The organism is Mycobacterium sp. 050272 (assembly GCF_039023525.1).
GTDB lineage: Bacteria > Actinomycetota > Actinomycetes > Mycobacteriales > Mycobacteriaceae > Mycobacterium.
Genome location: NZ_JBCHKV010000004.1, coordinates 319,559 through 341,188, shown reverse-complemented (window position 1 = coordinate 341,188; position 21,630 = coordinate 319,559). Strand labels below are relative to the sequence as shown.

Sequence of the window (21,630 nt, the reverse complement as noted above, 5' to 3'; positions counted from 1 at the left end):
CACCAATTCGACCGGGGGTAAGGCATGTCGACACACCACGCCGTCCAGATGCAGTCCCCTGGCGGGTCTTTGGAGTTGACAGAAGTTGAGACGAAACCGCCCGGCCGTGACGAAGTACGGCTGACCGTCACGGCTTGCGGTGTATGCGGCACCGACCGCGCATTCGCCAACGGCGGCTTTCCGAATATGACGTGGCCGCTGACGCTTGGGCATGAAATCGCCGGAACCATAGCCGAACTGGGCGACGAGGTCGAGGGCTTCGCGGTTGGTGATCGCGTCGCCGTCGGCTGGTTCGGCGGAAATTGCAACCGCTGCGATCCCTGCCGCAGGGGCATTTTCATCCACTGTGCCAACATGAAGGTTCCCAGCTGGCAGTATCCCGGCGGCTACGCGCAGTCGGTGACGGTACCGGCCAATGCGCTGGCCCGCGTCCCGGCCGAGCTGTCGGATGTGGAAGCGGCACCGATGGGCTGTGCCGGCGTCACGACCTACAACGCGTTGCGCCATACCAAGGCGCTGCCGGGTGACCGGGTCGCGATTCTCGGTGTCGGTGGGCTCGGCCACCTCGGCGTGCAGTTCTCCCGGGCGATGGGCTTCGAGACCATCGCGATCGCGCGCGGCGCCGGCAAGGAAGCCGATGCCCGGAAATTGGGCGCCCACCACTACATCGATTCCACCAGTAGTGACGTCGCCCGGGCGCTGCAGGACTTGGGTGGCGCAACGGTCGTGCTGGGCACCGCGGGGAACTCCGCCGCCATGGCCGACACGGTCGGCGGGCTGGCGCCCCGGGGCGAATTGATCACCATCGGCGTGACCACGGACCCGCTGCCGATCAGCCCGGTCCAGCTGATCACCCCGGGTGTGAGCATCGTCGGCCACCCGTCGGGCACCGCGAAAGATATCGAAGACACAATGCATTTCGCCGTTTTGTCGGGCGTGCGGGCCTGGATCGAGGAGTTGCCGTTGGCGCAGGCCGCCGAAGGCTACGCGGCGATGGAGCAAGGACGGGCGCACTACCGCACCGTTTTGACCATGTGAATACAGTCGGTTTGTGACCGACTTGTGGACGCTTGACGCCGCTGACGGCGAACTGCAACTTCGTACCGGGGTCAAGGGCCGGGCCGCGCGGATGGGCCATCGCCTCACCATCGCGATGACGCGCTGGCGGGCGACGGTGCGATGGACCGGGGCCGATCCCGTCGCGGCCGAGCTTGTGGTCGAGACGGATTCGTTCGAGGTGGTCGGCAGCCGCGGTGGCGTCAAAGGCCTCTCGGGTCCCGAGAAGGCGCTGGTGCGGTCGAACGCCTTGAGCTCGTTGGGGGCCGACCGCTTCCCCGAAATCCGCTTCGTTGCCGACGCCATCGAAGAGAGCGAGAATGGCTACCTTCTCACCGGCACGCTTGAGATTCGCGGGAACCAGCGCGAGCACGTAATCGATTTGCACACTGAGGATCTCGGTGAATGCTGGCGAATGTCCGCCGAGTCCACCGTGCGTCAGTCCGACTACGGCATCAAGCCGTACTCGCTGCTGATGGGCTCGGTGCAGGTCGACGACGACGTGACGCTGACTTTCACCGCGGTTCACGCCAAGGACGGTTGAGCTCCACTGGCGGTACCCATCGACGCGTGTATCCTCGGATGAGGATTAGTTACCGCCGCTAAGTATCTATTACCTTGTCTCGCCGAAAGGGATCAAAATGCCTCGTACAGAAAACGATTCGTGGGACCTGGCGACCAGCGTCGGGGCGACGGCCACCATGGTGGCCGCCGGCCGGGCCGTCGCCACGAGGGCCGACAAACCGCTGATGAACGATCCCTTCGCCGAGCCCCTGGTGCGGGCCGTGGGAATCGAATTCCTCGCGCGATGGGCGAACGGGGAGATCGACGCGGCCGACATCGACGTTGCCGACGAGGCGTGGGGTTTGCAGCGGATGGCCGACCTGATGAGTGTCCGGACCCCGTACTTCGATGCGTTTTTCCGGGACGCGATGGACGCGGGCATCCGCCAGGCCGTCATCCTTGCGTCGGGACTGGATGCGCGGGCCTACCGACTGTCTTGGCCGGCCGGGGCCACGGTGTTCGAGATCGACCAGCCCGAGGTGATGGAGTTCAAAAACTCCACGCTGGCGGGTCTGGAGGTGCAGCCGACGGTCGAACTGCGCGTGGTGCCGATCGATCTGCGGCACGATTGGCCAACGGCATTGCGCGAAAAGGGCTTTGACGCTGGCCAGCCCAGCGCTTGGATCGCCGAGGGGCTGCTTGCGTTCCTGCCGCCGGATGCGCAGGATCGCTTGCTGGACAACATCACCGATCTCAGCACGCCCGGAAGTCGGCTTGCTGCCGAGATCTTCGGTAACCGGCCGGACGAAAACGGTGAGCCGGCGCCGGACATGGTTGCCATCGCCGGCGAGCGTTGGCGTGCGCACGGATTCGATGTGGAACTCGCCGACTTGCGTTACGACGTTGAGCGCAACGACGTTGCCGCATACCTGAATCGCCACGGCTGGCAGACGGAATCCAAGACGCTCAACGAACTGTTCGCGGCCAATGGCCTAGCCGAAATACCCGCGACCGCAGGAAGTTTGGCCGACGGGACTTACTACTGCACCGCGATTCGGCAGCCCTAGGGCCTTAGGGCTGCGACGGCGCGGGCGGCATTGCCGGATCGCCGGTGTCGCCGGGGATGTGTTCGAGCACCCTGGTCAGGTACGGCTGCGGGCCATTCGGGTCGGGCTGCTGCTCGGCCGGAGCGCCCTCGTCCAGTGAGCCGGGGTTCGAAACCGGTTCGCCGGCGGCAGCCGGCCGCGGCGCGGGGGGTTCGGCGGCCGGCGATGCCACCGCGGGCGTGACGGCTTCGGCAACCGGTGGCGTCTGCCCGTGCACGACATGCTTGCCCGTCGCCCGGGTGGCGTCGGGAGCAAGCTGAATGCCCACGGCGACTGCCAGGGATGAGACGAAAGTGACGGCGCCGGCGGCCAATGCGGTCACCGCGCCGGCATAGGACAAGTGCCCGGGCCGACGCGGCGGCACGGCCGGTGTGGGTTCGCTGATCTGTGGGATCAGTTGCTCGTCGGTGAACTCGGTGCTTCTGGCCGCGGCCAGCGCCGCGCCGCGTGCGACTGTCACCTGCGCCATGGTCTGCGCGAAGACCGGTACCGGCAAAGCCTTTTCGAGCTGCCAGGAAAATCCGTCGATGTCGCTGTCCGCGCCGACGACGACTACGGCGCCGGGGCGCCATCCGCTGCGGTCGAACATTCCGGTCAGCCAGGAGCGCAGCCCATCGAAGCCGCCGGTGATGTGCTTGACGACAGTTTGGGTGTCGCCGTCATGGGTGTCGACCATGACGACCGTCGCCGATTCGTGTTCGAGCACGCAGACCGCGGTCTGCTCGTAGCCGACGACGGGCGCGATCGCCCGGGCCAGGGTCTCGACCGCCTCGAGCAGCCGAACCGGCACCACGTTGTCGAATCCGGCGTCGGTCAGCGCCTCCAGCAGCAGTGCGGCCTGGGCGGCCGCCTCGTCGGTCCAGGTCACCCCGACGACGCGCAGATGGTGATCGCTCGAGCTGGCCTGCGCGTCTACCCGCAAGACCTCTTGTGCCACCTGCTCTGCGGTACCCACGGCGGCTACGCCGTCCTCGGCGTGCAGCACGGATTCCTGGTGATCCAGGATGGTGCCGTCTGCGCCGTGACCCTCAGCGAGGACCCACCCGAAGGTGGTCGGCGTCAGTGATAGCCCTAGTACCGTGTCCAAAATTTGCACCTCAATCGTCCCGGAATCCGCGGCCACTCCCGAACCGTCACGCACCATCAAGTCCGCGGTGCGGTGATTCGTAGGGCCGGAACGGACCGGCTTAGCGTTCGGTCTCCATCGGCTTGCTCCGAGAGAGCCTACGCGGTCGGAAAGGGTTCGGCTGCACCGATCTCAGATCCCGGGAAAACTCGCGTGGATCCAACATCGACGACGGAATCGGCCTAATTGTCGGCCGCGTCAACCGCAAGGGCACCGGCTCAGCAGCGGTGGTCCCCCGTCGTACCACGTGGCATTGCGACTAACCGGCCGGCCGATTGGCGGGAGCCGCGGGGCGGGTCGAAAACGACGGACGCCACGAATTGACAGCGTTTGTAGCCCATGTTGTCACACTGCGCTCCCCTGGCTCCTCGTCGTTATCACGGGGCCCGCTACCTGGCGGTTCGTCGGGCCGGGGCGCCGAATGAGGGCGCGGAACCGGGTGAAAGCTATCGCGATCAGTTATCGCGCCGGGACTATTTTTCGCGGCAGCCGAAACAAAACCGGGATGACAACGCGTCCCAATCGACATTTCAGCTATTTACACGGTAAATTCTGCCGAGGGCACCACGCGACGACATACGACCGACAAGGGGCGCAGGTATGACAGACGTGAGCGAGAAGATCCGGGCCTGGGGGCGCCGGCTTTTGGTCGGTGCGGCAGCGGCAGTGACGCTGCCGGGTCTGATCGGTCTTGCCGGAGGCGGAGCCACCGCGAGTGCATTCTCGCGACCTGGCCTGCCCGTCGAGTACCTGCAGGTGCCGTCGGCCGGGATGGGCCGCAGCATCAAGGTCCAATTCCAGAGTGGCGGCGACGGCTCGCCCGCGGTGTATCTGCTTGACGGGTTGCGCGCCCAGGACGACTACAACGGCTGGGACATCAACACCCCCGCGTTCGAGTGGTACTACAAGTCGGGCCTGTCGATCGTGATGCCCGTCGGTGGCCAGTCCAGCTTCTACACCGACTGGTACCGCCCCGCGTGCGGGAAGGCCGGCTGCTCGACCTACAAGTGGGAGACGTTCCTGACCAGCGAGCTGCCCGGATACCTGTCGTCGCAGAAGGGCGTCAAGGCGAACGGCAGCGCCGCGGTGGGCATCTCGATGGCCGGTGCTTCGTCCATGAACCTGGCGATCTACCACCCCGCTCAGTTCGTCTACGCCGGTTCGCTGTCCGGCTATCTCAGCCCCTCGACCGGGCAGAGCTGGATCGGCCTGGCGATGGGTGACGCCGGCGGTTACAAGAAGGAAGACATGTGGGGCCCGGATAACGACCCGGCATGGCAACGCAACGACCCGTTGGTCAACGTCGGCCAGCTCGTCGCGAACAACACCCGCCTCTGGGTGTACTGCGGCAACGGAACTCCGAACGAACTGGGCGGGGCCAACCTTCCGGCCACATTCCTCGAGAGCAACTTCATGATCGGCGTCAACAAGAAGTTCCAAGACGCATACAACGCCGCGGGCGGCCACAACGCCGTGTTCAACTTCCCCAACTACGGAACTCACAGCTGGGAGTACTGGGGCGCGCAGCTGAACGCGATGAAGGGTGACCTGCAGACCACCTTGGGTGCGACCCCCGGAGGCGGCGGATAACCTCAGTTTCGGATGTCACTACTGCGCTTGACGGCAATCGTCAGGCGCAGTAGTGCGTTAAAGGCTCTGCTGGCCGCGCTGCCGGCCGCGACGCTGCTGGCTACCCAGGCGCGAGCCGACACCAGCGCGCTGACTGAGCTGGTCGATGCGGCCGCGCAACGTTTGCAGGTCGCCGAGGCGGTGGCTGCCTATAAATGGAATGCGCACGTTGCCGTCGAAGATCCGGACCGCGTCCAACAGCAACTCGCCAAGCTGAGTGCCGATGCCGCCGGTGAACACATTGACCCGAGCTACGTCAGCCGGGTGTTCGGGGACCAGATCAACGCCACCGAGGCGATCGAGCACACCCGGTTCGCGGAGTGGAAGCTCAACCCGGCAAGTGCGCCCGCGGGTGCGCCCGACCTGTCCGTGTCACGGTCGACGATCGACGGCCTCAACCAGACGATGCTGAACCAGATGGTGATCCACTGGGACCTGCTCCACTCGCCGGCCTGCGTCCCGCAACTCGACGCCGCGAGAGCCGCCGTGACCCGAGCCCGGCTGTTAGACAGGCTCTATCAGCAGGCTCTGGCTCTGGCGACTCAGTCTTATTGCACTTAGCCATTCGACCTGCGACAAGCCGCCGGCTATGGGTGACGTGCCGATTTCATTGCCATAGAAATGCCATAAATTTCTTATCTCGCGAATCAATCAAATCGGTAACGCTTTCTGCACACATGCCGAATTGCTTGACATGAGAAACTTGGGGAAGCCTCTCGTGAAGTACGCCGTCGTCGGCGGTTTCATCGCAGCGACGCTTGGCCCGGCGACCGCCGAGGCCGGCGCGGCGCCCACTCCCAACTGGGACGCGATCGCCCAGTGCGAATCCGGCGGCAACTGGCACGCCAACACCGGAAACGGTGCCTACGGCGGGCTCCAATTTAAGCCGGCCACCTGGGCAAGTTACGGCGGCGTCGGCAATCCTGCCGCAGCCTCTCGTGAGCAGCAAATCGCGGTTGCCAACCGGCTTTTCGCCGATCAAGGCGTGGAGCCGTGGCCCAAGTGTGGTGCCAACTCGGGCCTGCCGATCGGGTGGTACTCGCACCCCGCACAGGGCATCAAGGAAATCATCAACGGTCTCATCCAGGCGGCCGTCCCGCACTGATGATCAATTCGGGTGAGGCCTAGGTTCACGCCCAGCCATGTGTTTGGATCGGGCCATGGAAGGTTCGGCGACAGTACATATGGCGGCACCGGCGGACAAGATCTGGAACTTGATTTCCGATGTCCGTAACACCGGAAAGTTCTCGCCGGAGGTCTTTGAAGCCGAGTGGCTGGGTGATGCGACCGGCCCGGCCCTGGGAGCCAAATTCCGCGGCCATGTCAAGCGAAATGAAATCGGCCCGGTTTATTGGACCGTCTGCAAAGTAACCGCGTGCGAGCCTGGCCGTGAATTCGGCTTCGCGGTCTTTCTCGGCGACAAGCCGGTCAACAACTGGCACTACCGGCTGGCGCCATCGGGCAACGGCACCGACGTGACCGAGTCGTTCCGGCTCAGCCCCGCGCCGTGGCTCGGGATTTACTGGTTGTTCGGCGGCTTTCTGCGTAAGCGCCGCAACGTCCGTGACATGACCAAGACGCTGAACCGCATCAAAGATGTGGTCGAGGCGGGCTAGGTGAAATCCGTCTTCATCACCGGCGCGGGCAGTGGGATGGGCCGTGAAGGAGTCAGGCTCTTCCACGCCAAAGGATGGCGGGTCGGTGCGGTCGACCGCAACACTGACGGCCTGACCGGGCTTCTCGGCGAGCTCGGCGACGAGCGTCTGTGGACTCGCACCGTCGACGTCACGGTTAAGGCCGATCTGGACGGCGCCCTGGCCGACTTCTGCGCCGGCAATGCCGGCGGTGGGCTGGACATGATGTGGAACAACGCCGGGATCGGTGAGTCCGGCTGGTTCGAAGACGTGCCCTACGAGGCCACGATGCGCGTCGTCGAGGTGAACTACAAAGCCGTGCTGACCGGCGCCTACGGCGCACTGCCCTATCTGAAGAAGACTCCCGGCAGCCTGATGTTCTCGACCTCTTCATCGTCGGCCACCTACGGGATGCCGCGCATCGCGGTCTATTCGTCGACCAAGCACGCCGTCAAGGGATTGACCGAAGCGCTGAGCGTGGAATGGCAGCGCCACGGGGTGCGCGTCGCCGACGTGCTGCCCGGGTTGATCGACACCGCCATCCTGACCACGACGCCCAACCACTCCGCCGACGGCGGTGCGCCGATGACCGGTGCACAGTTGCGCGCCACCGCGCCGAAGAAGGGCTTGATGCGGCTGATGCCGGCGACCAGCGTGGCCGAGGCCGCGTGGGAGGCTTACCACAACCCCAAGCGGCTGCATTGGTATGTGCCGAAGAGCATTCGGATGATCGACCTGCTCAAGGGCCTGAGCCCCGAATTCGTCCGAGGCCGCATCGCCAAATCGTTGCCCGGGCTGATGCCGAAGCGGCAGTAGAGGAGCTGGAATGGCGCAATACAGGTGGATCGCGGCCGCAGGTGTGCTGGCCTTCGGCCTCGCGGGCTGCGCGGAGCCCCAGACCACACCGCGTGCTGCCGCGCATGTGAGCATCAACGGGGCCGCCCACGCGGCGCGTCCGCCGGCGTGCACGCAGCTGCAGTCCTACCGGACCATCAGGATTCCCGACCGCGACGGCCAGGTCGAAGCCGTGGTGCTGCTCAGCGCCGCCCGGGCCATCCCGCAATGGGTGAAGATCCGTAACGTCGATGGATTCACCGGAAGCTTCTGGCAGGGCGGCGTGGGTGATGCGCACGTCGACGTGACGAACAGCGCGTACACCATCACCGGCAGCGCGTACGGCATCAACAGCAGCAACCCGAACAAGGTCATCACCACGGACTTCAAGATCACCGCGGAGTGCTGAGAAATCGGGCCTACGCTTTTGCTAACACCACCTATCTGCCCCGGGGAGGCGCCGTGAAGGAGTGGTTGCACTGGCTGGCGATGCACGGATTCATTCGCGGCGTCGCGTCCCTGGGGCTTCGTCGCGGCGACATGCAGGCCAGGCTGATCGCCGACCCGACCGTTGCCGCCGACCCGGTGCCGTTCTGCGACGAACTGCACGCGATGGGCCCGCTGGTGCGCAGCCGCGTCGGCTATCTGGCGGTCGACCACGAGGTCATCCATGGCCTGCTGCGATCCGACGATTTCCGGGTCCTGGTGCTGGGATCGAATCTACCGGCACCGGTGCGGTGGCTGGAGCGCCGCGCGCGCGACGATCTGCTGCATCCGCTGCGCGCCCCGTCACTGCTGGCCACCGAGCCGCCCGATCACACCCGCTATCGCAAGACCGTGTCCGCGGTGTTTACGTCGCGGGCGGTTGCCGCGCTGCGTGACCGAGTGGAGGCAACGGCCGCCAGCCTGTTGGACGAGCTGGCCGATGAGTCCGGTGTGGTTGACGTCGTGGGACGGTATTGCTCGCGACTTCCGGTCGCCATCATCAGCGACATCTTGGGTGTGCCCGAACACGATCGGCCGCGCGTTCTACAGTTCGGCGAACTCGCCGCTCCGAGTCTGGACGTCGGGTTGCCATGGCGCCAATATCGCACGGTGCAGCAAGGGATCGCCGGATTCAACGCGTGGCTCGTCGACCATCTGCAGCACCTGCGGCGCTCGCCCGGCGACGACTTGATGAGTCAACTGATTCAGACCGCCGAAAGTGGCGCGCCCGAAACACGGCTGGACGAAACCGAACTCACCGCGATTGCCGCGCTGGTGTTGGCCGCGGGCTTCGAAACCACGGTAAACCTGCTGGGCAACGGGATTCGGATGCTGCTCGACACACCCGGGCATCTCGAGACGTTGCGTGAGCGTCCCGAGTTATGGCCCAACGCCGTGGAAGAGATACTGCGCCTGGACTCACCGGTGCAACTCACCGTGCGCAGGGCCGTTAACGACGTCGAGTTGGTGGGCAGGCCGGTCAACCGCGGCGACGTGGTGTTGCTCTATCTTGCTGCCGCGAACCGGGATCCCTCCGTGTTCGCAGATCCGCATCGGTTCGACATCGAACGCTCCAATGCGGGTAGACATCTCGCGTTTTCCGGGGGCCGGCACTTCTGTCTGGGTGCCGCGCTAGCCCGTGCCGAGGGTGAGGTGGGGCTTCGGGCCTTTTTCGATCGCTTCCCTGAGGTGCGGGCGGCCGGTGCCGGGACCCGCCGGGACACCCGGGTGCTTCGGGGTTGGTCGAACCTGCCGGTGGCGCTCGGTCGGGCGCGATCGATGGCTCCCGTCGACGCCTAAGGAGCCAGGTAGCGGTGCAGCCAGTCCAACAGGCGCTGCCAGGCGTCGGCGGCGGCAGTGGCGTTGTAGCGGGGTCCGGTGTCGTTGAAGAAGGCATGGTCGGCGCCGGGTTCCACGACCAGGTCGTTGACCAGCCCAAACCGGTCAAGGGTGGCCTTGGCCGCCGTTTGCGAGCCGGTGACCCGGGTATCCAGGGCACCGTAAATTCCCAGCACCGCCGCCTTGGCTCCAGTGAAGTCGGGGTTGGGCGGCAACGGCCCGTAGAACGGCACGGCGGCCGCTACCCCCAACGCGCCCGCGGACAGCAGCTGCCACACCAGTCCCCCGCCGAAGCAGAAACCCACCACCCCCACCTTGCGCCCGGGTGCGCGAAGTTTCACTTCAGCGACGCCGGAGTTCATGTCGTGAATGAACTGCTCCGGCGTGATTGCACTGAGCGCCGCGGTCGCCTCCGCGGGATCCCGGAACGCGTCGGTCCCGCCTTTCCCGGAGAGCAGGTCGATGGCCAGCGCCGAATACCCGGCCCCGGCCAGCCGGCCGGCGACGGATCGCACCCAGTCGTTGAGTCCCTTGTTCTCGTGGATGACCAGCACGGCGCCCCTGGCATCGACGGCCTGTGCCCAAGCGCCTTCCAACCGACCCGTTGACCCGGCCCACGAGATCGGCGATGTGGGCAATGCCTTAGCCATGCCAGGCGGTTGCGCTGGGCCAGTTGAGGTTTCGGGTGCCGGCGCGGGTTTCGGGGTCTCGGCCTGTTCTTCGGCCACGGAGCAGGCGGCAAGCAGTGCAGCCGCCGCCGCGGTTCCCAACCCGAGCAGCGATAGCCGCCGCATGGCCTCGCGTCTGGTCAGCAGCCCGTCGGCGTGGTCGGTTGCGATCTCGTCGGCGATATAGCGCTGCAGTGGATTCACCTTCGCGAGTATCCGCCTGCGGCAATGTGGTTGACACCCGCCCGGCGAGCGAGTTTATTTGCCGCTATGACAGAAGTTTCTATGATCGCGGTCGAGGACGTCGTACTCGGGCTGTGGCGGGCGCTCTCGCGGCGCGATTGGGATGCGGTCAAGACGTTCTTGGCCGACGACTGCCTCTATGTCGACATGCCGGTTCCCGCGGTGTCGGCGCGCGGGCCCGAAGACACCGTGAAACGCCTCAAAATTGGACTTGAGCACCTGGCGGGTTACGAGAACCACGACGGTGTGCTGCTCTCCAACGGCACCGACGTGATGTACGAACACTCGGAAACCTGGACCTTCGGCTCGGGGGAACAAGGCGTGCTCAGATTCGTCACGGTACATAAGGTCGTCGACGGCAAGATCACGGTCTGGAAAGACTATTGGGACATGAACAGCCTGGTCAGTTTCGCGCCCCCGAACCACTTCGAGGCGTTGGCGGATGCCGATACGTCCTGGGTTTTCGATGCGACCGGTCTGATCTAACCCCTTTTTCATTCACCCGCGCTTGTAGAACGCCGCTAGTGGTTACCCGTGAGTATCGTCTAGCGTGATGCAGTAGATTTCGGTTATGATCTGCACCGGCCGAATCGGTCTGAATGCGGTGGTGGGCGCCTTCAAGCCAGCTATTTGTTGTTCGGAGTCGGGAGCGGCCATTTTTGTGCCTCCTGACGCCGCGACCCGGCTTGGCCAGAGCCGGGTGATACCTGGATGAATGGAGTGCAATGTCGCGCATAACCAGCAGAGTCGGTGTCGCCATGATCCTGGGCTTCACGGCCGTAACGGCTTCCGGATGCTCGCCGGTCCTATCGCTTTTCTCCTTCTGATGCGCTGAAGCGCTGATGCGCTGATGCGCGAGGAGCCTTCGGCGCTCGGAACCTGATAAGAACGTCGATTTTTGCTCGCACCATGGCCGGTACTCGGCGGCGCTCAGCCGCCGGCGCCGCGGGGGTGGAGTGAAGCCGCTATTAGGCGACCCCGTATGTTTGCTGAGGACGCTGTATTCAGCCTGTCGCCGAGGCGCATTTGTTCGGTTCGGCGAAAGTCGTGATTGCTCGCGGATACCTGGCTTTGTCGCCCGACCTCGGCTAGCGTGGATACCGGTCCGGTCTGAATGTGGCGGCGGGCGCCTTCATGCCAGCTATTAATTATGGCGACGTCGGGAATCGGCTTGTGTGCGCCTCCTGACACCATCCAAACCCGGCTCATTTAAGAGACGGGGTGAGATTGCGACGAACGGAGTACCTCATGTCCCGCTTAGCTAGCAAAGTTAATGTCGCTTTGATTCTCGGCTTTACCGCCGTGACGGCGTCCGGATGCACGCCGACCTTTTCGCTGTTCTCTTTTTGAGTTCTGAAAGACGTCGGTGTCTGGACTGAGCTTTCAGTGGATCTAATCTGAACTGGCGCCGCCTCATTCTTCCGCTACTAGAGACATAACCACGCACTTCAAAGCGTTTTTTAACGAGGACCTGGCATCCGGCCATGGTTCGGCTCGCCGACACGGGACATTAATTGTTGGTAAAGCTGGCATGTCTGGTCGATCTCGGGTTAGTATCGGCACCGACCGAATCGGGTCTGAATGCGATGGTGGGCGCCTTCATGCCAGCTAATTGTTGTTCGGAGTCGGGAGCGGTCGTTTTCATGCCTCCTGACGCCATACGCCCGGCTCCAAACTTGAGTCGGACGCTAACCGGGACGAATGGAGTGCGTTATGTCACGTGTAACCAGCAAAATCAGTGTTGCCGTAATCCTTGGCTTTACCGCTGTTGCGGCGAGCGGATGTACGCCGGTCTTGTCGCTCATCAACATCTCGATGTAAGTCCGCATGGGTTGTCGCGCTACGCGCCTCTCACGCGTCGGTCAACGCTCCGCGCGCCGTTTGCTACGGATCGGGGTTCCGGACCCAGCATGACGCCCTCGGGTAGGCATCATGTGTGTCCCGACGGTGCGGGTGTTCGTTAACAAATTCTCTTGAATCAGTCGCTGCGCGCCGCGTGCAAGAAGAGCGCGGCTGATCGCCTGTGAGCGTCTGTCCGGGCCGGGGTTCATCCGCGGTCCGGACAGACGACGCGCTGGGCCCTGCTCAGAGCACGTGAGCACGCACCCGGGTACCGGGCCGAACCGGGGCTAAACAGTGTCCGTGGGTTAAACACGGCATCATGATCTGCGACGCTTCAATGACGTCGCGACGGGGAGGAGGACCAGATGCCGCCTTTTGAAACCGAAATGGAAGCCTGCCCGCATTGCCGGCGGGCAGCCGAGGCGACGGTTGAGTACATCCGCGACAGCGACGGCAAGGTCATCCGCAGGCGGGTGCGCGACATCAACTGCCGATATGGCGACTGTCCGGGCAGTGAAGTGCCGCCGCACTGGGGTTAGCCATCCGTGCCCTCGTGAAAACGGTCCAAAGACCGTGCGCGGCCGCGTCGCGGCGGCTCGGAGTAGCCCGCCGTAGCGGGGATTTGGGCCCTTGCGGTCGCGGACACGCGGCGCAGCCGGCCCGGCGTCCTGTCGCCCTCTGACCGCATCCCTTTGTGCCAGCCTATTTCCCGGTGATCTTGATTTGAAACACGTTGTGCCGCAACCGATTTAGAAGCCACATACCGCATCCCTGAGACCTGGCTCAAAATCGTACCGATTGAATGCAACGTCGAAAAAACTTTGCCGCGATTTCGGGAAAATACTCGTGATCAAGCTCTTTCGCGTCGTATTGTACGTGTGTCTCGGGCAACAGAACGGCTCTCTGGAAACAGATTGTCCTTAGACGAACGGGGGTAACACCATGTCACGTCTCAGCAGTAAATTTGTCGTCGCCTTGATCCTCGGCTTTACCGCGCTTACGGCATCAGGGTGCACGATCCCGCTCACCATCGATCCAGGTGGCTCTGGCCTGGTCTTCACGCCGTAGCAAGGCGCTTATTAGTCGCGGGGTGACTCCGCGATAATCCCTGTGCCAGCAGGGATTATCGCGGAACCCTCGCTTTGATCACCTGCGCCCAGCCAACGCGTGCTGTGTGGGCGGCCTTTTCGACGGGATGAATTTCAGGGCGAGAGCGTATCCCGAATATCTACTCGCCCAAAGCAATTAAGCGTCTGAGCCGGTGCACGGCCGGGTGTGTTCGTTGGCGCGTGGATGCGAATTCTTCCCTGCCCGCCAGGCGGACCCGACGCCGAGAGCTCAGTAGTGCCGTCGTGCAATCACTTTCGGCTTATGCGCCGGTGACCGCGAACGACTGATCGGTGACCGATTTGGGACTTGTCTTCTCGGGTGACCCGAGAGACCAGCATCGCGCAGCATCGTGCCTGCGCCGCAAGGGTGCGTTTATCCAGCAAGCCAACGAGTTTCGCGTCGATGTTGTCCTCTCGCCCATACGGCGAGATAGATAGCAGACGCGCGAAAAGCCATCGCTACGAGGCTAATTCGTGCAGCACACAGAGCCGGACCGGGTCGCGTTTGCCTTTGACCTTCACCCAGCCATGCCGACTGACCCGGGCGGTCGTACCGAGCGCTGCCGAGGTGCTTGGGCCGACCACCACCTGACCGGGCTCGGCCAGGTTCTGCAGCCGCGCAGCCAGATTCATGGTGTCCCCGATCGCGGTGAAGCTGCGCATCTGTTCCGCGCCGATGTTGCCCACCAGCGCCGGACCGGTGTTGATACCAACCCGAAAACGCGGCCAGTCGGCATGCCCGACCGCCGCCTCCTCGACGACGGAATGCAGTGCGAGTGCAGCACCCGCGGCGCGTAGCGCGTGATCCGCCTGCCTGGCCGGAGCGCCCCAGATTGCCATCACCGCGTCGCCGACGAACTGCAGGACGGTGCCACCCGCCTCCAGAATCACCGGAACGACCGCGCCGTAGTAGGTATTCAGCATGGTCACCACCTGATCCGGGGAGGTGGCTTCCGCGAACGGGGTGAAGCCATGCAGATCGGCCATCATCACCGTCACCTCGGTGATAGCGCCGCCCAGCCCGGCTTGCTCCGGGTCGGCGAGCAGCGCGGTCGCGACCGCAGGCGACATATAGCTGCGGAACAGGCCGTCCAGGTGGTGGTAGAGCCGGGCGTTCTCCAATGCGATGGAGGATTGCGTGGCGAACGAGCGCAGCAGCGCGACATCGGCGTCATCGAAGGCGCCGTCGGGTCGATACGCCTCGATCACGCCGGCGATCTGGCCCTTGACCATCAGGGGGAGCTCCAGCGGGTCGTAGTAAGCCGCGTCGTCACCGAAGTCGATCGTGCCGTCGTGAACGATGCCCAGACGAAACCGGTCACCGGGGAAGGCGTCCGCGATGGCCGCCATCACCCGGCCGAGTAGGGCGTCCTCGTCCTGGATGACGCTGGACTCACGGCCCAATGCGATCAGGGTGCCCAGCTTGCGGACCCGCTCGCGCTCGGTGCCGAGCGCCTCGGCGCCGCGCTCGAGGACGGCGACCTGTTGCTCGGACAGCTCGAACCGGTCGGCGAGCCGTGCTGCGGCGGCGCCCGGTGCCACCTGATCGCCACGCTCGCGGCGTTGCAGCACGTCGACCATCTCCTCCAGCGCCGCGGCGTAATCGCGCCGCAGATCGGCGAGGGTCTGCTGGGTGGCCAGCGCATCGAACAGCCCCCGGACCGAGCCTTCGCGGCGGAATTGCACCCGGGCGCTGTAGGCGATGAAACAGAAGGCCAGTGTCATGAGCACGTGCCACAGCCACCATGAGGCGTGCCAGCTCATCCCGAGTGCCAACGCCACCGACGCCTCGGCCAGCAGCACGAAGGCACTGAGTACCGACATGACGACAACGGCGGGTCGTCGCCGATAGATCGGGAAGTAGGCCAACGCCGCCGCCGCGAACAGCGCGCCGCCGGCCAGTGCCCCGACCTGCTCGATGCTTTCCAGCTGCGGTTGATTCGGCAGCCGGTCTAGCATGCCGCCCACAATCAGCACCGCGCAAGCAACCATCAGCAACCACACCAGCGCTGTCAAACGCCGGCGCCATGACCAGAGGCGGGCATTTCGTGCCGGGGTGAAGTTCACCGACGAGGCCAGCGCGATCACGCCGGCCAAGACGAGACCCATCCGGGTCGGCAACATGAACTCCGCGTCGGACGTGTCCATCAGCACCCCGGGCGTGAACAGTGCGTGCACCCCGAAAAAGCCGGCGGTCGTCGTAAACACCAACGACACCAGCCAGAGACGGGCGTCATCCCGGGTGCGCGCCTCGCGGCCGATCAGGACGCCCAACACGACGCATATCAGCGCTGTCGACAGAACAAGCACGAAGTGCGCCAACCGGTTGTCCCACTCCAGGTCGACTTTGGGCATGCCGAGCAGTAACCACAACGCCAGCATCGGGAGGGACATGTGGATCAGCCAATTCGCGGTGCGGACCCGGGATCCGGGGCGTGCGGTACCGCTTGTCGGCCTTGGCCGGCCGTACCAGCCAATCCGCCGGCTCCTGCCCCGCATCGAAAAAGCCCCCTCGCCCGGATTGCCCCAAGACCAGCCGCCTGGTTCGATTCCAGCAAACGGCACGCTGTGCCCGGAAATTCCCACTGATCGGCGATCGCGATCACAACGCTCGCTGCCGTGAGACGAATCGACTAAGACTCGGCGAGCTGCTTGAGGCACCTGAGTGTGTCGGACAGTGTGCGGCCCACCTGACGCACCGCGATTCGATCGGCGATGTAGCCCAGGATTCCACCCGGTGCCTGATACGACAGCCGGAAAGTCACTTTTGTCTGGCCGGCGGCCCCGTCTCGCAGCCGGATGCGCCCCCGCAGCGTGACGCCGGTGATACCCACCCAGGCCAGGTCGCGACGCTCGTCGAATTCGACCACCTCGATCAGGCCGCCAACCGGCACCGACCCAATCTTCCAGTGGACGGTATAACGGGCACCGATGCCGGCGGGTTGCTCGTTCGCCGCTTCCCACCGTTCGAGGTTCGTCATGAACGTCGGGTAGCAGTCCGGGTTGCTGACGATTTTCCAAACGGACTCGCGGTCCGCCTGGATGACGCATCGGCGTTCGACGCGCATCAGCCGATCACCGGCAGACGACGTTTGGCGGCAAGCCGGTCGACGGCACCCTGCAGACTGGCGATGACCTTGTCGTGCACCGCTTCGTCGGCGCCGTCGACGTCGATCGGTTCCTGCACCTCGATCGCGATCTTGGTGGGCAGCGGTATGTGGCCTGCCAAGTCGCCGATGTTCAAGCCCCAGGGCAACGCTAGTGAGATCGGAATGCTCTTGAGCCGCAACAACTTATCCGCCATCAGAGCCTTGGCCAGCCACTGCCCGCGGTTGAGGAACAGCGCGCTCTCCTGGCCACCGACGGCGGCGACGGGGACAATCGGCACGCCTGCCTCCCGGGCCAGCTTGACGTATCCCATTCGGCCACCGAAGTCGACCTTGTGGCGCTCCCACGACGGCCGGAAAACTTCATAGTCCCCGCCGGGATACACCAGTAGCGCCGCACCGGAATCCAGTGCCAGACGGGCATTTTCGGGGTTAGCGGCGACGGTGCCGAACTTACGCAGCCAGCCCAGCGGCGGTGCTGAGACGACGAGGTTGTGGGCCAGTTGGTAGAACGGCCGCTCCACGCCGAAGTACGAACAAAACGCGAGCGTGAACACGAACGTGTCCGGGGGTACGTTGCCGCCGCTGTGGTTGCCGACCATCAGCACCGGACCTTCGCTGGGGATCCGATCCAACCCCTGGACGTCTGCCCGGAAGTACAGCGACGCGAGCAGCCAGGTGCCCGGCAACTGGTCGCGGATGTAGTCGGGATCCCGCTGGTCGAGGTCGGCCTTGGGGACTCTGGACACGACCTGTCGGCGGGTCCAGTCAATCGCCTCTGCGACGATCCCCATGTCCGCGTCCTGTCCTCGGCGTGCCTCGGGGTCGACTACCCGGATTACCGGTCTTTCACACCACCATCCGTATTACGGACGAATACCGTTGCACCCCAACGTCGCACCCTGCAGCTAGGCGGTGTTGAGCAGCAGCATCAGCCCGTAGTCCATGTGGATCTGTTGATGGCAATGCAGCAGCGACAGGCCGGGCTGATCGGCGACGAAATCGATCTCCAGGCTTTGATAGCCGCCCAGCATCGCGACATCCTTGTGCACGCCGGCCGTTGGAGTGCCGGCGAACTGGGTGATTTCGAAGGTGTGGCGGTGCAAATGCATTGGATGCAAATCGTCGGTGGCATTGCGAAAGCGCAGCCGATAGCGAGCGTTGCGCTGCACATCCAGTACGGGTGTGTTGCTGTCCATGGAGAATGAGGAGCCGTTCACGGTCCAGATGTTGAAGCCGTTGTCCGCCGCGTTGCGCTTCTCGATCAGCATGTCGATGGTGTGGTCGGGTGGCGGGACGCCGGTGGGAGTACCCGACGCGAAAAGCCGGTAGTCCCATTGGAACGGCGGGGGCGGTGTCCACAGGGGCTCCGCACCTCGACCGGCGTATTCGACGACCACGCCCATGCCGTGGCCACGGTCATCGTCTGACAGATCGCCGAGCACCCACACTCCCGGAGTGGTCATCTCGACCACCGCCGAGATTCGCTCGGCGGCGCCGAGCCAGAGCACCGGGACTCGCGCCGGGTTCGGCACGGGGTTGCCGTCGAGTGCGATCACAGTGAAGGTGTGGCCGGGCAGGGCCAGGCTGCGACTTTCGGTTGCGCTGCCGTTGAGGACATGGAGCAGCACCCGCTGCCCCGCCTGGACCCGGATGGGATCGCCGCTGCCCAGCTTATGGCCGTTGACGCAGAACGCTGAGTAGCTGACTTCGTACCCGGGTGGCTCACCGCGGGCCAGTGAGGCCCTCATCGCCGCTTCGCCTTTGTCTTTCAGCCCTGGGTCCGCGGTGCCGGCCAGAAAATCGCTGGCCATGTCGCCCCCGTGGCTGAAGCTGGGCTCGAACTCTTTGAGTGTCAGGAAGATCTCTTGGTCGTATGCGCCGGGATGCTGTTTGGGTTCGACGTAGACCGGACCGACCAGGCCGCCGTACTGGCCCCGGGACAGGTCGGCTCGCGGGACCACGTGGGTGTGATAAAAGCGGAAGCCCGCCGGGCCGGGTACGAACGTGATCCGCCGCATCCCGTGTGCGGGGATATACGGCGTGCCCTCTTCGGCGGCACCGTCGACGTCCACACCGAGCTGCTGGCCGTGCCAGTGTAACTGCTCCGGGGCGTCGGTGTCGTTGTAAATATCGACCCAGGTCCGTTGGCCTTCTTTCAAGCGCACCAGTGGACCGGGGAACTGACCGTTGTAGACGGTGGTGGAGACAATCAGGTCTGGGGCCAATTCGACGGTGCCGGTGCCGATTCGCAGCGTGTAGTCGGCCTTGCCGTTAGGCGGCGAGGGTGCAGCCGGACGCGAGCAGGCACTGGTTACTCCGGCCTGGACGGGACCGGCGGCTGCCGCCGCGAGCCCGGCCCATTTGAGGAAGTCACGTCTGTCCACGAAACGCCTTGTCTGGGGAACCGACGCCGCGCCATCTCCCCCTGCGCACGATAGCCGAAATTCCGGCTTCAGTGACCGGGCGCGTCCAGCCGATAGACACGGGAGGCGTTCTGGTGGGAAATCAGATCGACAACGCGCATTGCATCGCGTTCGCACCATTCGCCGTCGTCGACAAATCCACTCAGTACGCGGTGAATACCCTTGCGCCACAACGCCGCACCCAGATAGTGCAATTCGGCCGGCCCGAAGCCGTCCGACGAGTACAGGATCTTGTGAAACGGTGCCATCTCCAGCAGCCGGGCGATCAACGCCGGCGCCCGGGCGCCCAGGTGGTTGAGGCTCAGCCCGCCGTCGAGATAGACGTTGTTGAAAGCCTGGGCGAGGTAGCCCGCCTCGCGCTCGTAGGGATAGCAGTGCAGCAACATCACCGGGGTACCGCCGGATTGACGCAGAAAGTCGAGGAGATATAGCGGATTGGCTTTGTGCAGGTCGCAGTCGCGGTCGCCGAACCCGACATGGAATTGCAGCGGCTTGCCCAGGCGTAACGCCTGGTGCAACCCGAAACGCAGCAGAACTCGATCTTGTAGCCGGGTTCCGCCGAGGTCTCGCCACCGCTGGGCGGCCTGGGCTACTTCGGCTGGGCGCGGCTCGGTCAGGTCGCCGTCGAAACCGCCGCGGTAGGCCAGGATCGACTTCGTGCCGACGGCAGTGGCGGCACGCTCGTGCAGGATTTCGGCGAAGGCCGACGCATAATCGCCGGGCGCCCGTGCGGCCTGCTCGGCCACCTGCTCGAGGCGAACGATCTCGTGTACGCGGTTTCCTGACAGTACGCATAATTGCGAGATGTCTGTGGTGCCGCCGCCTATCCCGGTGTCCACCAGCCAGTCGCTGACTCCGGCTGCCGGCAAAAACAGGCGGGCCAGCTCGCTTTCGGTGAATGCGCTGCGGCGCTCCCAATAGACTTGTGGATCAGTGTGTTTCGGCAATTCGAGGATCGGGCCGCAGTGGGCGCGCACCGCGAAGCCCAGCTGTGAGTCGAAACCCGAGTCCGTCAGGGGGTCGGTATTGGCCTCGTTGAGGGCGTTCTCGAACCGTCGCAGATCGCCAGGCTCCAACCAGCATCCGTGGACGTGGTGGTCGATCAATGCCACTTCGCCGATGTGGTCGGCCAGAGCCGACGAGTCAGCCACCGCTAGAGACTCCAGGCCATCCGGAACTTCTCGGTCAGCTGCTCGGGGCCGAGGTCCCCGTAGCGTTCGTGTTCCAGGCGCCGGACCGCGACGACCATGTCGACAGCGGAATCGCCCAGGATAGAACGCATAAGCTTCGAACTATCCAGTGCCGCAATTACTTCGGATTGATCAGCGGCCAGGCATACGATGCCGGCAGCGTCGCGGTCCGCGTCGGAAAGCTTGGCCGGGTCGATCTTGGTTTCGGGTGGCAGCACCGCCTCGTGAATGTTGCCGTCCAGGGCCAGCCCGAGAATCGCGGCGGAGGCGAGGTAGGGGTTCGCCGACGGATCGACAACTTTAACCTCGACATTGGCGCCGTACACCGCGCCGGGACCGCCCTTGACGAATCGCACTGCGGCTTCCCGGTTCTCGGTGCCCCAGCAGGCGTATGCTCCCGCCCAGTTGCCCGGTCGCATCCGCAAACCGGACACGATGGATCCGCACAGAATGCCCTGGGCATCCGGCAATCCGCGCAACACCCCGGCCACCGCTGCTTCCCCCGCGGCGGCCATGCCCGCCGCGCCGTTCCCGCCGGAAAAGATCGGCTCACCGGGAATGCTCATCGAGAAGTGCTGATGGGCACCGCATCCCACGCCGCCGGCGAAGGGCGCCGGGGACAGGCTGACGCGCAGCCCGTGGCGGCGAGCGGCCCGGGCGATGATGATCCGGGTCAGCACCAGCTGGTCCGCGGCGGCCACCGGTGTCAGCGGCGTCAGCGAGATCTCGAACTGGTTGGCACCGTACTCGGCATGGAACTGCTCGATCCCAACGCCGGCCGTCGTCGCGGCAGCGGTCACGTCGCGAATGAATCCTTCGTACTCGAGGACCCCGGCCACGCCGTACTGGGCCCACAACGTCGATGGCAATCGGCCACCGTCGGCATCGACCAGGACGAATTCGATTTCGTGACCGACGGACGTGCGCGTCTCGATGCCGGGCGAGCCGAGCAGTGTTTCGATCCGGCTCAGTGTTCCCCGGGCACACGCGGGAACCGGCGCGCCGTCCTGCTCGTAGAATGCGGCCGGCGCCCAGGCCAGCCCGTCGCCGATAATGCGCAGCGCGGATACGTCGATGCGGATCCGCTGGTCGCCGATCACGTTGACATCGTCGGTGAACGCGATGCCCGTCTGGTCGATGGCGAAAGCGTGCCAGGAGGGACTGGCGCCCAGACCAGGACCGGCGAAGGTGCTGGTCTGCTGGACCGGCACCGTCTTAGCGAGCGTCAGCCCGGCGGGGTTCACGACGGTGCCGACGACGGTGTCGACGCCCCCGGCCTCCAGTTGGGCGATCGCCGCCGCGGGAAGGGGCGCGGGTCTCATGGCGGCGTGC

20 protein-coding genes are annotated in these 21,630 nt (G+C 64.8%); 12 read left to right on the top strand and 8 right to left on the bottom strand.

From position 1 onward, the window contains the following. Positions 1–24: 24 nt before the first annotated feature. The 3 genes from AAHS21_RS11545 to AAHS21_RS11535 all read left to right on the top strand — a co-directional run bounded on the left by AAHS21_RS11545 (position 25) and on the right by AAHS21_RS11535 (position 2,627). Complete coding sequence (locus AAHS21_RS11545) at positions 25–1,038, top strand: alcohol dehydrogenase catalytic domain-containing protein (protein ID WP_342927789.1); 1,014 nt, start codon at positions 25–27, stop codon at positions 1,036–1,038. 13 nt (positions 1,039–1,051) lie between these two features. Beyond that, a complete protein-coding gene (locus AAHS21_RS11540) occupies positions 1,052–1,600 on the top strand; it encodes a YceI family protein (protein WP_342927788.1) in 549 nt (182 codons plus the stop codon). 97 nt (positions 1,601–1,697) lie between these two features. Next, the gene (locus AAHS21_RS11535) at positions 1,698–2,627 is read left to right on the top strand and encodes a class I SAM-dependent methyltransferase (protein WP_342927787.1); all 930 of its coding nucleotides are present in this window, start codon (positions 1,698–1,700) and stop codon (positions 2,625–2,627) included. 4 nt (positions 2,628–2,631) lie between these two features. On the opposite strand, the gene AAHS21_RS11530 is transcribed toward AAHS21_RS11535, so the two are convergent. Beyond that, complete coding sequence (locus AAHS21_RS11530) at positions 2,632–3,753, bottom strand: hypothetical protein (RefSeq protein ID WP_342927786.1); 1,122 nt, start codon at positions 3,751–3,753, stop codon at positions 2,632–2,634. A 639-nt stretch (positions 3,754–4,392) separates the two neighbouring features. Here AAHS21_RS11530 and AAHS21_RS11525 point away from each other — a divergent pair. The 7 genes from AAHS21_RS11525 (at position 4,393) to AAHS21_RS11495 (ending at position 9,674) form a co-directional block, all read left to right on the top strand. After that, positions 4,393–5,382: an alpha/beta hydrolase family protein gene (locus AAHS21_RS11525; RefSeq protein ID WP_342927785.1), complete on the top strand. Its 990-nt coding sequence runs from the start codon at positions 4,393–4,395 to the stop codon at positions 5,380–5,382. 12 nt (positions 5,383–5,394) lie between these two features. Further along, on the top strand, positions 5,395–5,982 hold the full coding sequence (locus tag AAHS21_RS11520; protein ID WP_342927784.1) for a chorismate mutase: 588 nt from the start codon (positions 5,395–5,397) through the stop codon (positions 5,980–5,982). 133 nt (positions 5,983–6,115) lie between these two features. Further along, a complete protein-coding gene (locus AAHS21_RS11515) occupies positions 6,116–6,526 on the top strand; it encodes a transglycosylase family protein (RefSeq protein ID WP_165796405.1) in 411 nt (136 codons plus the stop codon). Positions 6,527–6,563: 37 nt separating this feature from the next. Next, the gene (locus AAHS21_RS11510) at positions 6,564–7,037 is read left to right on the top strand and encodes an SRPBCC family protein (RefSeq protein WP_342927783.1); all 474 of its coding nucleotides are present in this window, start codon (positions 6,564–6,566) and stop codon (positions 7,035–7,037) included. After that, complete coding sequence (locus tag AAHS21_RS11505) at positions 7,038–7,871, top strand: SDR family oxidoreductase (protein WP_342927782.1); 834 nt, start codon at positions 7,038–7,040, stop codon at positions 7,869–7,871. It begins immediately after the preceding gene. Between the two features lie 10 nt (positions 7,872–7,881). Further along, positions 7,882–8,298, top strand: coding sequence for a lipoprotein LpqH (locus AAHS21_RS11500; RefSeq protein ID WP_342927781.1), 417 nt, complete (start codon positions 7,882–7,884; stop codon positions 8,296–8,298). 53 nt (positions 8,299–8,351) lie between these two features. Further along, the gene (locus tag AAHS21_RS11495; RefSeq protein WP_342927780.1) at positions 8,352–9,674 is read left to right on the top strand and encodes a cytochrome P450; all 1,323 of its coding nucleotides are present in this window, start codon (positions 8,352–8,354) and stop codon (positions 9,672–9,674) included. Here the strand turns inward: AAHS21_RS11495 and AAHS21_RS11490 are convergent. Further along, positions 9,671–10,585: a dienelactone hydrolase family protein gene (locus tag AAHS21_RS11490; protein WP_342927779.1), complete on the bottom strand. Its 915-nt coding sequence runs from the start codon at positions 10,583–10,585 to the stop codon at positions 9,671–9,673. The two genes, AAHS21_RS11495 and AAHS21_RS11490, sit on opposite strands and share 4 nt — an antisense overlap. An 81-nt stretch (positions 10,586–10,666) precedes the next feature. On the opposite strand from AAHS21_RS11490, the gene AAHS21_RS11485 reads away from it, so the two are divergent. Then, complete coding sequence (locus AAHS21_RS11485) at positions 10,667–11,110, top strand: limonene-1,2-epoxide hydrolase family protein (RefSeq protein WP_342927907.1); 444 nt, start codon at positions 10,667–10,669, stop codon at positions 11,108–11,110. Between the two features lie 1,721 nt (positions 11,111–12,831). Further along, positions 12,832–13,005: a 5'-phosphate oxidase gene (locus AAHS21_RS11480; RefSeq protein ID WP_342927778.1), complete on the top strand. Its 174-nt coding sequence runs from the start codon at positions 12,832–12,834 to the stop codon at positions 13,003–13,005. Positions 13,006–14,034: 1,029 nt separating this feature from the next. On the opposite strand, the gene AAHS21_RS11475 is transcribed toward AAHS21_RS11480, so the two are convergent. From AAHS21_RS11475 to AAHS21_RS11450, 6 genes are all read right to left on the bottom strand, one after another. Further along, positions 14,035–15,969 carry an adenylate/guanylate cyclase domain-containing protein gene (locus AAHS21_RS11475; protein WP_342927777.1) on the bottom strand — a complete coding sequence of 645 codons (1,935 nt, stop codon included), beginning with the start codon at positions 15,967–15,969 and terminating at the stop codon, positions 14,035–14,037. Between the two features lie 239 nt (positions 15,970–16,208). Then, on the bottom strand, positions 16,209–16,643 hold the full coding sequence (locus AAHS21_RS11470; RefSeq protein ID WP_342927776.1) for an SRPBCC family protein: 435 nt from the start codon (positions 16,641–16,643) through the stop codon (positions 16,209–16,211). Further along, on the bottom strand, positions 16,643–17,476 hold the full coding sequence (locus AAHS21_RS11465; protein ID WP_342927775.1) for a lysophospholipid acyltransferase family protein: 834 nt from the start codon (positions 17,474–17,476) through the stop codon (positions 16,643–16,645). Before AAHS21_RS11465 ends, AAHS21_RS11470 begins: the two co-directional genes overlap by 1 nt. Positions 17,477–17,590: 114 nt before the next feature. Next, entirely contained in the window at positions 17,591–19,069 is a 1,479-nt protein-coding gene (locus AAHS21_RS11460) for a multicopper oxidase domain-containing protein (RefSeq protein ID WP_342927774.1), read from the bottom strand. A gap of 68 nt (positions 19,070–19,137) precedes the next feature. Further along, entirely contained in the window at positions 19,138–20,259 is a 1,122-nt protein-coding gene (locus tag AAHS21_RS11455; protein ID WP_342927773.1) for an amidohydrolase family protein, read from the bottom strand. A 2-nt stretch (positions 20,260–20,261) separates the two neighbouring features. Next, positions 20,262–21,620, bottom strand: a complete 1,359-nt coding sequence (locus AAHS21_RS11450) for a glutamine synthetase family protein (RefSeq protein WP_342927772.1) — start codon at positions 21,618–21,620, stop codon at positions 20,262–20,264. Between the last annotated feature and the right edge of the window lie 10 nt (positions 21,621–21,630).